Annotated in this window: 11 protein-coding genes; 6 read left to right on the top strand and 5 right to left on the bottom strand. The window is 64.7% G+C overall.

What is annotated here, in order from left to right; all coding sequences use genetic code 11:
* Window positions 1-438: 438 nt before the first annotated feature.
* Complete coding sequence (locus N7422_RS01880) at window positions 439-2,565, bottom strand: methyl-accepting chemotaxis protein (protein ID WP_279804871.1); 2,127 nt, start codon at window positions 2,563-2,565, stop codon at window positions 439-441.
* Between the two features lie 56 nt (window positions 2,566-2,621).
* Window positions 2,622-3,974 (bottom strand): APC family permease, encoded by a 1,353-nt coding sequence (locus N7422_RS01875; RefSeq protein ID WP_279804870.1) that lies wholly within the window; start codon window positions 3,972-3,974, stop codon window positions 2,622-2,624.
* Window positions 3,975-4,159: 185 nt separating this feature from the next.
* Here N7422_RS01875 and N7422_RS01870 point away from each other — a divergent pair, with 185 nt between their 5' ends.
* The 3 genes from N7422_RS01870 to nadA all read left to right on the top strand — a co-directional run bounded on the left by N7422_RS01870 (window position 4,160) and on the right by nadA (window position 7,384).
* The gene (locus N7422_RS01870) at window positions 4,160-4,534 is read left to right on the top strand and encodes a hypothetical protein (protein ID WP_279804869.1); all 375 of its coding nucleotides are present in this window, start codon (window positions 4,160-4,162) and stop codon (window positions 4,532-4,534) included.
* Entirely contained in the window at window positions 4,531-6,045 is a 1,515-nt protein-coding gene (locus N7422_RS01865) for a YdgA family protein (RefSeq protein ID WP_279804868.1), read from the top strand. Before N7422_RS01870 ends, N7422_RS01865 begins: the two co-directional genes overlap by 4 nt.
* 280 nt (window positions 6,046-6,325) lie before the next feature.
* On the top strand, window positions 6,326-7,384 hold the full coding sequence (nadA, locus tag N7422_RS01860) for a quinolinate synthase NadA (RefSeq protein WP_279804867.1): 1,059 nt from the start codon (window positions 6,326-6,328) through the stop codon (window positions 7,382-7,384).
* A gap of 81 nt (window positions 7,385-7,465) precedes the next feature.
* Here the strand turns inward: nadA and N7422_RS01855 are convergent, their stop codons facing one another.
* A complete protein-coding gene (locus N7422_RS01855) occupies window positions 7,466-8,902 on the bottom strand; it encodes a M48 family metalloprotease (protein ID WP_279804866.1) in 1,437 nt (478 codons plus the stop codon).
* 106 nt (window positions 8,903-9,008) lie between these two features.
* Between N7422_RS01855 and N7422_RS01850 the strand changes: the two genes are divergently transcribed.
* Entirely contained in the window at window positions 9,009-9,248 is a 240-nt protein-coding gene (locus tag N7422_RS01850; protein ID WP_011535136.1) for a sulfurtransferase TusA family protein, read from the top strand.
* Window positions 9,249-9,268: 20 nt separating this feature from the next.
* Window positions 9,269-10,339: an AI-2E family transporter gene (locus tag N7422_RS01845; RefSeq protein ID WP_279804864.1), complete on the top strand. Its 1,071-nt coding sequence runs from the start codon at window positions 9,269-9,271 to the stop codon at window positions 10,337-10,339.
* Between the two features lie 114 nt (window positions 10,340-10,453).
* Here the strand turns inward: N7422_RS01845 and N7422_RS01840 are convergent, their stop codons facing one another.
* Together N7422_RS01840 and N7422_RS01835 are read right to left on the bottom strand one after the other, a co-directional pair.
* Window positions 10,454-10,927, bottom strand: coding sequence for a peroxiredoxin (locus tag N7422_RS01840; RefSeq protein WP_279804863.1), 474 nt, complete (start codon window positions 10,925-10,927; stop codon window positions 10,454-10,456).
* A gap of 10 nt (window positions 10,928-10,937) precedes the next feature.
* A complete protein-coding gene (locus N7422_RS01835) occupies window positions 10,938-11,498 on the bottom strand; it encodes a glycine cleavage system protein R (protein WP_279804862.1) in 561 nt (186 codons plus the stop codon).
* A 260-nt stretch (window positions 11,499-11,758) separates the two neighbouring features.
* Between N7422_RS01835 and dapA the strand changes: the two genes are divergently transcribed.
* Entirely contained in the window at window positions 11,759-12,646 is an 888-nt protein-coding gene (gene dapA / locus N7422_RS01830; RefSeq protein ID WP_279804861.1) for a 4-hydroxy-tetrahydrodipicolinate synthase, read from the top strand.
* Window positions 12,647-12,656: the final 10 nt, after the last annotated feature.

Genomic DNA, 12,656 nt, shown 5'->3' with positions numbered 1-12,656 from the left:
GTTGTGTTCTGACCACTTCCATTGCAGGGGCTGGCGGTGGGTGGGCGCCGGCCTGCCAGCGGTTTCTCCAGGGCCGCGGCGGTATTGATTGCATTGATTGAAATCAGTATCGGCTCGCAAAGGCGTGCACAACAAACGACCATTAGTTGCCACATCATTCCAATTAGGAATGAATGGTTTCGTCAATTTGTCAGGGTGTTAAAGCCACTCTATCGTGCAAGATTCCGTTTTGTTCAGGGTTTTCATGGGTGTCGTTCACGTCATTTTGCTATTGGAGCTCGTCTTTTTGCGCAATATAAAAAGTGCCTGAAAATGCACTCCTGAAAAAAACTCATCTTCAAAGCAAATAAAAAGGCCGATACCTGACTGCTCGGATATCGGCCTCGCTCGCGGGGGATTGGTAAAAGATCTGCAGGTCTCGCCGTTGGGAGGTGGACTTCAGACCCGAAACTGCGCCATCAGTACCTGCTGCTGGTTGGCCAGCCGGTTCAGTGCCTGGCTGATCCGCGCCGACTCGTCGGCCTGCCCGGACAGCGACTCGGTCACATCGCGGATCCCCGCCACATTGCGGTTCACTTCCTCGGCCACCGCGCTCTGCTCTTCGGCTGCCGAGGCGATCTGCAGGTTCATGTCGGTGATCACCGCCACTGCCTCGCCGATGCGTTGCAGGGCCGGCAAGGTCTGCTCCATCTGCGCGGCGCTGTCCTGGGCCTGGCGCTGGCCAGCGTGCATGGCGCCGACTACGTCCTGGGTGCCTTGCTGCAGGCCTTCGATCACCTGGCGGATCTCTTCGACCGACACCTGGGTGCGCTGGGCCAGGCTGCGTACCTCGTCGGCGACCACCGCGAAGCCACGTCCGGCCTCGCCGGCGCGGGCGGCCTCGATGGCGGCGTTGAGGGCCAGCAGGTTGGTCTGTTCGGCGATGGCGCGGATTACCTCGAGCACCGAGCCGATCTGCTCGCCACGGCTCTCCAGGGCGCGGGCCTCGTCCATGGCCGCGTCCATGCCGCCGGCCAGCTGGCCGATCGCGGTGCGCGTCGCGGCGACCAGCGCCAGGCCATCGCGCGTCGCCTGGTCCGCGCCTCGTGCCGCCTGGGCCGCCTGGGCGGCGTTATGGGCCACGTCATGGGCGGTGGCGCTCATTTCGTTGGCGGCGGTGGCGACCTGCTCGATCTCGCGATGCTGCTGCTGCATGCCGTCGCTGGTCTGGCTGGCGATCAGCGCGGACTGGTCGGCGGTGCCGCGGGCCTCCTGCACCGAGCCTTTGAGCTGGGCGATCACCGGCTGCAGCTTGTCGAGGAAGCGGTTGAACCAGCCGGTCAGTTGGCCCAGTTCGTCGTCGCGGGCGTAGTCCAGTCGCCGGGTCAGGTCGCCTTCGCCGCTGGCGATGTCCTTCAGGCGCGCGGCCACGGCCAGGATCGGCCGGGTCACGCCGCGGGCGGTCAGCCATACCAGCAGCAGCCCCAGCACCGCGGCGCCCAGGCCGATCAGCAGGCTGGTGAGGTTGGCGCTCTGGTTCTGGCTGTCCAGTCGCTGGTTGAGGGCGACGGCGGGCGCCTGCAGGACCTGCTCGGGCAGCTCCAGCAAGACCTGCCACGGCGCCGAGCCGGGAATCGGCGCGAATGGCCGGGAGATACGCATGGTGCCGGCGTCCAGGCGTTCGACCGCCTGGCCGGCGCGCAGCGGCGCGGTGAGGGCGGCGGCGCTGGCGCCGAAGGCCTGCTCCACGGTCTTGCTCAGCTGGGTGGCATCCTGGCTGTGTCCGGCCAGCAGCCCCGCGGGGCTGACGATGCTGACCTGGCCCTGGCCGTCGAACAGTTCCTGGCGTCCGGCCAGGCTCAGTTGCTGCAGGTTGTCCAGGCCGATGTCCAGGCCGACCACGCCGATCACCTTGCCGTTTTCCAGCAGGGGCAGGGCGATGCTGGTCATCAGCACCTGGCGGCCGTTGACCTCGTCGAAGTACGGGTCGAGCACGCAGGCCCTGGCGGTCTCCTGAGGACAGGTCAGCCAGCGGTTGTAGGGCGAGCCGTTGGCGCCGACGCTGGTGTCGGCGAGCATCGATTCGGGCATGGCTTCCACCTCCAGCGCGCCGGGGCTGGGCTGCGACCAGTACAGGGAGAAGCGCCCGCTGTCGTTGCTGCCGCGGTCGGTCTGGCCGATGTACTGGGCGTCCTGCTGATCCAGGGCATCGGGCTGGAACACCAGGTACAGGCCGATCAGGTCGGCGTTGCCGGCGAGGGCGGACTGTGCCTGGCGGGTCAGCTCGCCGCGCAGGTCGGCGCCGCCGCGGGCCTTGAGCGCCTGCACCAGCCGGGCGAAACCATTGCCGTACTGGTAGGCGTCCATGAAGTAGCGCTGGATCCGCAGGGCCTGGGTTTCACCGTGCGCCTGCAGGCGCAGGCGGGCGCTGTGGTCGAGCAGTTCGGTGTTGGCCTGGAACACCTGCTCGGCACTGCGTCGGGCCTGGGTGAGCGAGGTGGTCACCAGCAGGGCGACGATGGCCAGCAGGCACAGGCCGGCGAGGAGGGTGATCTTCCACTGGATGGAGAGACGGCGCAGCGACATGGGCTTTTCCTTCTCGGACAAACAGGACGCCCGCGGTCAGGCGGGCGTCGGCGGGTTCAGTCGGCGATGCAGTTCGGTGGCGCGATCCTGAAGGCCTTGGTCAGCCAGGCCAGGTAGCACGCACCCAGCAGTGCCCAGGCGCCGCCGAACAGCAGCGAGTGTTCGTTCAGGTCCAGCCACAGCGAGACGATGATGCAAAAGCCTATCGTCGGCATCATCAGATACTTGAGGTTGTTCGTCAGGCCCTTGTTCTGCCTTTCACGCAGGTAGCAGTGGTTGATCACCGACAGGTTGACGAAACTGAACGCCACCAGCGCGCCGAAGTTGATCACCGAGGTGGCGGTGACCAGGTCGAAGAAGATCGCCGACAGCGCGATCAGGCCGACCACGGCGATGTTCAGCACCGGGGTCTTGTAGCGCGGGTGCAGGCGGGCGAACACGCCGGCCGGGATCACGTTGTCGCGGCCCATCACGTACAGCAGGCGTGACACGCTGGTCTGCGAGGCCAGGCCCGAGGCGATGGTGTTGATCACCGTGCAGGCGATGAACACCGACTGGAACAGCTTGCCGCCGACATACAGGGCGATTTCCGGCAGGGCCGCTTCCTGGTCATGGAAGCGCGCCATGGTCGGGAAGTAGGCCTGGATGAAATAGGACACCAGGATGAACACCACGCCGCCGATCAGCGCGGTGAGGAAGATCGCGCGGGGGATGGTCTTGCCCGGGTCGCGGGTTTCTTCCGACAGGCAGGTCACCGCATCGAAACCCAGGAACGAGAAGCACAGGATGGTCGCGCCGGCGGCCAGGGCGGCGAACTGGGTCTGCTCGTCGGCGAACGGCACCAGGCTCCAGGCGGTGCCCAGTCCCTCGCCGTGGTCCAGGCCACGCCAGCACAGGTAGATGAACACGGCGATGATCGCCACCTGCACGGCCACGAACAGCAGGTTGAAATGCGCCACCAGGTTGACGCTGCGCATGTTGATCAGGCTGATCAGGGTGACGAAGCCGGCCACCCAGATCCAGGCCGGCACCTCGGGGAACATCGCCGACAGGTACAGCTTGGCCAGCAGCGCGTTGACCATGGGCAGCAGCAGGTAGTCCAGCAGTGACGACCAGCCCACCAGGAAGCCCACGTGCGGGTTGATGGCGCGCTGGGTGTAGGTGTACGCCGAGCCCGATTGTGGGAAGCGTCGCACCAAGGTGCCGTAGCTCACGGCGGTGAAGAGGATGCCGGCCAGGGCCAGGATGTAGGCGCTGGGGACATGCCCGGCGGTAAGGCCGGATACGATGCCGAAGGTGTCGAACACGGTCATCGGGGTGAGGTAGGCCAGGCCGATGATCACCACGTGCCAGAGGCGCAGGGACTTGCGGAACTGGGCGTCGCCGGGGGCGCTTTGGTCAGGCTGCATGCGGGCGGCGCTCCTGGACCTGGACAACGGGCACGGCGTGCGACGGGCACGACAAGGTCGAGCGGATGGGCTCCATGTTGTTCACCTTTTATGTTGGAGCTGCGAAGTGCGCGGGTAGGCGCTGGTATCAGGGCTGGCCGGGCCTGGGCGAGGAAGGCGGCGCGTGAGGGCAGGGACGGACGGGCATGGCGGCGCGTTTTCTTCTTCGTGGCATGGGCGCGTGCAAGGTGCGAAGAATAAAAAACGATGGCCAAATGAGTGTCAAGTTAAACATGACAGGTTGCTTACATTGTGAGCATAGAATCGGCTTTATTGGCCGTTATGCAGTATTTTTGGCGGATCGAGCAGGCCATAAGTCGATTTCGGTGTTCGTAAAAATTTACGATTCGATGCCCGCAAATGAAGAGATACGACGCCGCGAGGTGATGTGCCCAGGTGCAGAATTCTCGGTGAGGACACCGCATTGCCCAAGTGCCGGTGGTATTCTTGCCGCCTTGCACGCCGACTTCCGTGGTCCGCGTATTCGCCCCTCTATGGACAGCAATCGGTTCTATTCATGAAGAAAACAGTAGGCATCCTTTCCGGCCTGGCCGTCGCCATCGCCGTCGCAACCACTGCTGGCGCCTGGTATACCGGCAAGCAGTTGCCCGCCGAGCTGGAGCGTTCCGTCGCACGTGGCAACGAAGAACTGAAGAAGGCCATGATCGGCAACGGTGGCAGCATGACCATCGAGCTGGTCTCGCTGGAACAGCGCTTCTTCACCAGCACCGCGCACTACCGCTTCAAGGCCGAGAACGTGCAGGTCGGCGAGGCCGAGAAGCTGAATTTCCAGGTGGGCGTGGTCGACCAGATCGAGCACGGTCCGTTTCCCTGGTCGCGGGTCAAGGCGCTCAAGCTGATGCCGGTGCTGGCCACCAGCAACAGTGAACTGGAGAAGGATGACTTCACCGCTGGTTGGTTCGCCGCCGCCGGTGACAAGCCGCCGGTCACCGGCCAGGTCAGCCTGGGTTACAACGGCGGCGTCGACAGTGATATCCGCCTGGCGCCGGTCACGCTCAAGGAAGACGGTAGCAACGTTCTGGACTTCTCCGGTCTGCAGCTGCAGCTGCGTGGCGATCGCGAAGGCAAGGCGGTGGAGATCCACAGCAATGCCGAACGCCTGGAGCTGAACTTCGTCGACGAGCAGCAGGGGCCGGTGAAGATCCTGCTCAACGGCTTCAAGGCCGGCGGAAAGCTTAGCGAGACCGCCCACGACATGGTCTATGTCGGCAACTTCGACCTGGCCCTGGCCGACACCCAGGTCACCTTCGGGCCGAAACAGGAAGTGCTGGTGCTCAAGGGCCTGCAGCAGAACAACCTGTACAACGCCGAGGGCGAGGCCAAGGACAAGCTGGCCGGGCGTCTGGAATACAAGGTCGACGACATCAGCTACGCCGGGCGCAAGGTTGGCAGTGCCGAGATGGTCCTGACCATGAAATCCATCGATATTCCGGCCATGCAGGCCTTGATGGAGTGGTACCAGACGCGCATGCCGGAGATTCAGCAGGCCGCTGCCGAGGGCGAGGCGATGCCGTCGCTCGACATGACGCCCGAGGAACAGGCCAAGGTCCAGGGCGACTTGCAGAAGCTGCTCCAGGCCAAGCCGCAGGTGGCGGTGGAGAAGCTGGCGTTCAAGACTGCAAACGGGGTGAGCCAGTTCAACCTGGCCATGGACTTCGCCAACCCGACGTCATTCGACCTGCCGGCGGACCAGCTGGGCAAGCAGTTGGTCACGCAACTGAAGGCCAAGCTCAGCGTCTCCAAGCCGATGGTCGCCGACCTGGCCACCTTGCAGGCGTTGCTCGATGGCGAGACCGATGCCCAGGCCATCGCCCAGCAGTCCAGCCAGGCGGGTGAGATGGTCGGCATGATGGCGCTGCAGAGCGGCATGGCCACGGTGCAGGGCAACGATGTGGTGTCGAGCCTGCATTACGCCGACGGCATGGTCGATTTCAACGGCAAGAAGATGACCGTCGAAGAGTTCGCCATGCTGATCAGTGGCCACCTCGCGGCCCTTCAGCCGCAGGGCTGATTGCTGGCTCGAGAACCCGTCGCGGGGCAAGTCCGCGCCCACGAAGCCGCTATGAGTCGGGTGGCTTCGTGGGCGCGGGCTTGCCCCGCGATTGCATTGGGTTGGCCAACGCAAAAACCCCTTTTGCATCGCCCCGATTGCCTGTAGCCTTCGCCGTCCGATAATAATCCGTGCCCGCAGAGGGGCCGTGACGCTGGCCGTCCGGCACCGTTAGCCGATCTGTCAGGGCCGGGTGATACACTCGACTGACGCGCCCAGGCGCCCCGCAGGTCCAGCGATCATGACCCAGATTTCCGAACGCCTGTTGGTTCAGGCCCATCTCGATGCCAAGCAGCCCAATCCGCTGACGCCCGAGCAGGAGGCCGATTACCGTGCGGCCATCGCCGCCGAGCTGAAGAAGCAGAACGCCGTGCTGGTGGCCCACTACTATTGCGATCCGGTGATCCAGGCCCTGGCCGAGGAAACCGGCGGTTGTGTGTCCGACTCGCTGGAGATGGCGCGTTTCGGCAAGAACCATCCGGCCGACACCGTGGTGGTGGCGGGCGTGCGCTTCATGGGCGAGACCGCGAAGATCCTCACCCCGGAAAAGCGCGTGCTGATGCCCACCCTGGAAGCGACCTGCTCCCTTGACCTGGGCTGCCCGGTCGAGGCTTTCTCGGCGTTCTGCGACCAGCACCCCGAGCGTACCGTGGTGGTCTACGCCAACACTTCCGCCGCAGTGAAGGCGCGTGCCGACTGGGTGGTGACCTCCAGTTGCGCGCTGGAGATCGTCGAGAGCCTGATGGACAACGGCGAGACCATCATCTGGGGGCCGGACCAGCACCTGGGCCGCTATATCCAGAAGCAGACCGGCGCCGACATGCTGCTGTGGGATGGTGCCTGCATCGTTCACGAGGAGTTCAAGTCGCGCCAGCTGGCCGACATGAAGGCGCTGTATCCGGATGCGGCCATTCTGGTTCATCCGGAGTCGCCGGAGGCGGTGATCGAGCTGGCCGATGCGGTGGGTTCCACCAGCCAGCTGATCAAGGCGGCGCAGACCCTGCCGAACAAGACCTTCATCGTCGCCACCGACCGCGGCATCTTCTACAAGATGCAGCAGCTGTGCCCGGACAAGGAGTTCGTCGAGGCACCGACCGCCGGCAACGGCGCGGCCTGCCGCAGCTGCGCGCACTGCCCGTGGATGGCGATGAACACCCTGGAGCGGGTGCTCGATTGCCTACGTGCCGGCAGCAACGAGATCTTCGTGGAGCCTGCGCTGATTCCCAAGGCGATCAAGCCGCTGAACCGCATGCTCGATTTCACCCAGGCGGCGCGGTTGAAGTTGTCGGGCAACGCCTGACACAAGGTGGACATCGCTTTGTAGGAGCGGCCTTGCCGACGCCTCGGCAAGGCCGCTCCTACAGCGCGATCAGTGCCAGGCCTAGCGCCCCATCATCTCCTTGACCATGCGCTGCTGCTCCATGATCTCGCGCTGGCGCTGGTCGATCTGCGCGGCCAGCGGGAAGTTGCTGCCGGCGCGGCGCTTGGCATAGTCGAGCTGCTGGATCGCCTGATCGAAGTCGCCGACCAGGGTGAAGTACTCGGCGCGGGCGCGGTGCAGGCCGATGGTGTTGCCCGACAGCCCGCGCACTTCGGCGACGTCGTACCACACGTCCGGGTCGTCCGGGCGGTTCTTGACCAGGTCATCCAGCACTTTCTCCGCCTCGGCTGGCTTGCCTTGCTTGACCAGCAGGTCGGCGCGTACCTGTTTCAGCGGGTAGTTGCCCGGGTACAGCCCCTGCATGCGCGTGGCGCGCTGCTGGGCGTCGGCCAGGCGGTTGTTGGTGATGTCCAGGTCGATCTGCGCCAGGTTGTAGGTGATGTCGTTGGGGGCCTTGGCCAGCAGCGGCTTGAGGTTCTCCCGCGCTTCGTTGAGCTGGCCGCCCTTGATCTGTGCCAGGGCCAGGCCGTAGCGCGCGGCGTCCATCTGCGGGTTGTCGTCGAGCTGGGCGCGGAAGCGCTTGGCGGCCAGACCTGGGGTGCCTTCGTAGGTGAGGCCGACGCGGGCGCGGATCAGCTGGTAGCGCAAGCTGTCCTCGACACCGCCCTTGGGCGCCTGTTCGGCGCGGTTGCGGGTGTCGGCGATACGCGACTCGGTGACTGGGTGGGTCAGCAGGAACTCAGGCGGCTTGGCGTCGTAGCGGTATTGACGGGCCAGGCGCTCGAACATCGACGGCATGTTGCGCGGGTCGTAGCCGGCCTTTTCCAGGTTGAGGATGCCGATACGGTCGGCTTCCTGCTCGTTCTGCCGGGAGAAGCGCCGCTGTTCCTGGATCGCCGCGGCCTGGGTGCCGGCGATGACACCGATGCCGGCATCGCCGCCGCCACCCGCGGCCAGCACGATGCCGGCCAGCAGGGCCGCCATCATCGGCAACTGCATGCGTTGCTGGGCCTCGACGCCGCGGGCGAAGTGGCGTTGCGACAAGTGCGCCAGTTCGTGGGCCAGTACCGAGGCGTACTCGCCTTCGCTCTGGGCATTGAGGAACAGGCCGCCGTTGACCCCGACGATACCGCCAGGCGCGGCGAAGGCGTTGAGTTCCTTGCTGTCGATCAGGATGAATTCCAGGCGCCGGTCCTGCAGCTGGCTGGTCTCGGCCAGCTTGTACACGCTGGTTTCGACGAAGTCCTTGAGTTGCGGGTCGTTGAGCTGGTTGACCTGGCCGCGCAACAGGCTCAGCCAGGCGCGGCCAAGCTGGTGCTCCTGTTGCGGCGAAACGATCGCGGAGCTGGCGTCGCCCAGTGACGGCAGGTCGTCGGCGTGGCCGGGCAGGGCCATCAGGCAAGCCAGCGTCAACAGGGTAGGGCGCAGTAGATTCATGCAGAAGCTCGCGTCGATCAAAAGCCTTACTGTAGCCGGGTCGCGCGATGCAGACCAGTGGCGGTATCCTACCGTTCTTTTTCGCCCCGCCCTGGAGACGCGCCCGATGAGTGATACCCCGACCTGCGACGCCGAACTCGACGCCAGCGGGCTGAACTGCCCGTTGCCGCTGCTCAAGGCGAAGATGGAGCTCAATCGCCTGGCCAGTGGCGCGGTGCTCAAGGTGATCGCCACCGACGCCGGTTCCCAGCGCGACTTCCGCACGTTTGCCCAGCTTGCCGGTCATACGCTGCTGCGCGAAACGGCCGAGGCCGGCGTGTACACTTACTGGCTGCGCAAGGCCTGAGTCTTTTCCAAGGATCGTCAATGTTCAAAGTGCTTCGCGACTGGATGCAGCGCTACTTCTCCGATGAGGAGGCGGTGGTGCTGGCGGTCCTGCTGTTCCTGGCCTTCACGGTGGTGCTGACCCTGGGCGGCATGCTCGCGCCGGTGCTGGCGGGCATGGTGCTGGCGTTTCTCATGCAGGGGCTGGTCAACGCCCTGGAGCGCCTGAGGGTGCCGACCCGGATGGCGGTGTGGTTGGTGTTCGCGCTGTTCATGGGCGCGCTGGCGGTGTTCCTGCTGGTGCTGGTGCCGCTGCTCTGGCATCAGCTGATCACCCTGTTCAACGAGTTGCCGGGCATGCTCGGCAAGTGGCAGTCGCTGCTGCTGCTGTTGCCGGAGCGTTACCCGCACCTGGTGTCGGACGAACAGGTGCTGCGTGCCATCGAGTCGGTGCGCGGCGAGATCGGCAAGTTCGGCCAATGGGCGCTGACCTTCTCGCTGTCGAGCCTGCCGCTGCTGGTCAACGCCATGATCTACCTGGTGCTGGTGCCGATCCTGGTGTTCTTCTTCCTCAAGGATCGCGAGCTGATCGGCCGTTGGGTCAGCGGCTACCTGCCGCGTGAGCGCACCCTGCTCAATCGGGTCGGCGACGAGATGAACCGGCAGATCGCCAACTATATCCGCGGCAAGGGCATCGAGATTCTGATCTGCGGGATCGCCACCTATATCGCCTTCATCAGCCTGGGCCTCAACTATGCCGCCTTGCTGGCGCTGCTGGTGGGCCTGTCGGTGGTGGTGCCGTATGTCGGTGCCGTGGTGGTGACCGTGCCGGTGACGCTGATCGCGCTGTTCCAGTGGGGCTGGGGCGACCAGTTCATCTACCTGATGGCGGTGTACGCGATCATCCAGGCGCTCGACGGCAACGTGCTGGTGCCGCTGCTGTTCTCCGAGGCCGTGAGCCTGCACCCGGTGGCGATCATCTGCGCGGTGCTGCTGTTCGGCGGGCTGTGGGGGTTCTGGGGGATCTTCTTCGCGATCCCGCTGGCGACGCTGTTCAAGGCGGTGCTGGATGCGTGGCCGCGGCAGGACAGGTCTGTGGCGCCGATGCTGTAATTCTGGGGCTGCTTTGCAGCCCTTTCGCGACACAAGGCCGCTCCTGCAGGGATCGCGCTCCCCTGTAGAAGCGGCCTTGTGTCGCGAATGGGGCGCAAAGCGCCCCCTACGATCTCAAGCCTTGGCGAGGTTCTGCGCCGCCGCCAGTACGGCATCCACATGCCCCGGCACCTTCACCCCACGCCATTCCTGGCGCAGCACACCGTCCCTGTCGATCAGGAAGGTGCTGCGGTCCACGCCCATGTATTCCTTGCCATACAGCTTTTTCAGCTTGATCACGTCGAACAGCTGGCACAGCGCCTCGTCCTTGTCGCTGATCAGCTCGAAGGGGAAGGCCTGCTTGGCCTTGAAGTTCTCGTGCGACTTGATGCCATCGCGCGAAACGCCGAACACCACGGTATTGGCGGCCTGGAACGCCGCGTGCTGGTCGCGGAAACCCTGGCCCTCGGTGGTGCAGCCCGGAGTGCTGTCCTTGGGATAGAAGTACAACACCACCTGCTGGCCCTTGAGGTCAGCAAGGCTGACGGTCTGGCCGCTGGTGGCCTGGACCTGGAAATCGGCGACGGGTTGGTCGAGTGCTACGGCCATGGGAGCTTCCTTACATGGGGTTTTGTGGGCGCCACGGTTCGATCAGCGCGTCCAGGTTGAGGGCGTCGGCGAAATCGAGGAACTGGTCGCGCAGCCAGCTGATCTGGGTGCCGGCCGGCAGGATCACGGTGAACTGGGCATTGAGCATGCTGCTGCCGGTCTGCGGGGCGAGGTAGGTGTCGCAGGTCATCGCTTCGAGCTCGACGCGGTGGTCGAGGAAGAACTGGCAGAGTTCGTTGATGATGTCCGGGCGGTAGGCGGCGCTGACGTAGGCTACATAGGGCAGGGCCTGCGGGCGCACTTCCTGGTCGGCGCTGCGCACCACGTCCAGGGTCAGGCCGTGCTTCTTGCCCAGGCCCGGCAGGGTGGCTTCGAGGCGGGCCAGGGCATCCCAGCTGCCGCCGACCTGCAGCACCAGGGCGCTGGTCTCGCCGTGGCGCGACAGGCGCGAGGTGACCACCGCGCAACGGTTCTCGAAGGCGGCGCGGCTGAGGACGTTGGCCAGCTCCATGGGGTTGGGGCCCAAGGCACTGATGACGAGGAATTGTTCGCGAACGGTGGGGGTGGACATGCAGCATTCCTAAAGCGATGAGCGGTCGGTGCAGGACGAGGTCGAGCCTTCTTTGTCAGCGTGGTTCCGGCCGGTTTGGGCGGCTGTGGACGCAGGCCGGGAGCACTGTCGACGGCCCGGCGGGCCGGGCTGCACCGATCAAAGGATCAAGGGTAGCGAAAAGCGGCGCGAAGGGGAATGCTCCGCCCGCCTGCTTCGCTTGTGCAAGGCCGATGGCGCCAGTACCATTACCGCTCTCTTTTTCCGGCAGGAGCAATTACATGATTGCGGGCAGTATGGTGGCGTTGGTCACACCCATGGATGCACAAGGGCGTCTGGACTGGGACAGCCTCGACAAACTTGTAGACTTCCATCTGGAAAACGGCACCCACGCGATCGTAGCTGTCGGCACCACCGGCGAGTCCGCCACCCTGGATGTCGAAGAGCACATTCTGGTCATCAAACATGTGGTCGAGCGCGTCAAGCACAGCAAGAAGCCGATTCCGGTGATCGCCGGTACCGGTGCCAACTCCACCGCCGAAGCCGTGCACCTGACCAAGAACGCCAAGAATGCCGGCGCCGACGCCTGCCTGCTGGTCGTGCCTTACTACAACAAGCCGACCCAGGAAGGCCTGTACCAGCACTTCAAGCACATTGCCGAAGCCGTCGACATTCCGCAGATCCTCTACAACGTGCCCGGCCGCACCTCCTGCGACATGCAGGCCGACACCGTGATCCGCCTGTCGAAGGTCAAGAACATCATCGGCATCAAGGAAGCCACCGGCGACCTGGTTCGTGCCAAGCAGATCCTGGACGGCGTCGACAAGGACTTCATCGTCCTGTCTGGCGACGATCCGACCGCCGTCGAGCTGATCCTCATGGGCGGTAAAGGCAACATTTCGGTCACCGCCAACGTCGCTCCGCGCGAAATGGCCGACCTGTGCGAGGCCGCCCTTGAGGGCAATGCCGAGAAGGCCCGCGCGATCAACGAAAAACTCATGCCGCTGCACAAGGACCTGTTCTGCGAGGCCAACCCGATCCCGGTGAAATGGGCGCTCGTCGAAATGGGCCTGATGCAGCAGGGCATCCGCCTGCCGCTGACCTGGCTGAGCGAAGGCTGTCACGAAAAAGTCCGTACTGCCTTGCGCCAGTCCGGCGTACTGGTTTAATCGAGGAAGT

The sequence above is a fragment of the Pseudomonas sp. GD04091 genome (assembly GCF_029836165.1).
GTDB lineage: Bacteria > Pseudomonadota > Gammaproteobacteria > Pseudomonadales > Pseudomonadaceae > Aquipseudomonas.
This window is presented reverse-complemented; position numbering and strand designations above follow the sequence as displayed.

Bases quoted from the DNA above. Each gene is read 5' to 3' on its own strand.
- N7422_RS01880 (WP_279804871.1), bottom strand. From the start codon at position 2,565: ATGTCGCTGCGCCGTCTCTCCATCCAGTGGAAGATCACCCTCCTCGCC.
- N7422_RS01875 (WP_279804870.1), bottom strand. From the start codon at position 3,974: ATGCAGCCTGACCAAAGCGCCCCCGGCGACGCCCAGTTCCGCAAGTCC.
- N7422_RS01870 (WP_279804869.1), top strand. From the start codon at position 4,160: ATGGCGGCGCGTTTTCTTCTTCGTGGCATGGGCGCGTGCAAGGTGCGA.
- N7422_RS01865 (WP_279804868.1), top strand. From the start codon at position 4,531: ATGAAGAAAACAGTAGGCATCCTTTCCGGCCTGGCCGTCGCCATCGCC.
- nadA (WP_279804867.1), top strand. From the start codon at position 6,326: ATGACCCAGATTTCCGAACGCCTGTTGGTTCAGGCCCATCTCGATGCC.
- N7422_RS01855 (WP_279804866.1), bottom strand. From the start codon at position 8,902: ATGAATCTACTGCGCCCTACCCTGTTGACGCTGGCTTGCCTGATGGCC.
- N7422_RS01850 (WP_011535136.1), top strand. From the start codon at position 9,009: ATGAGTGATACCCCGACCTGCGACGCCGAACTCGACGCCAGCGGGCTG.
- N7422_RS01845 (WP_279804864.1), top strand. From the start codon at position 9,269: ATGTTCAAAGTGCTTCGCGACTGGATGCAGCGCTACTTCTCCGATGAG.
- N7422_RS01840 (WP_279804863.1), bottom strand. From the start codon at position 10,927: ATGGCCGTAGCACTCGACCAACCCGTCGCCGATTTCCAGGTCCAGGCC.
- N7422_RS01835 (WP_279804862.1), bottom strand. From the start codon at position 11,498: ATGTCCACCCCCACCGTTCGCGAACAATTCCTCGTCATCAGTGCCTTG.
- dapA (WP_279804861.1), top strand. From the start codon at position 11,759: ATGATTGCGGGCAGTATGGTGGCGTTGGTCACACCCATGGATGCACAA.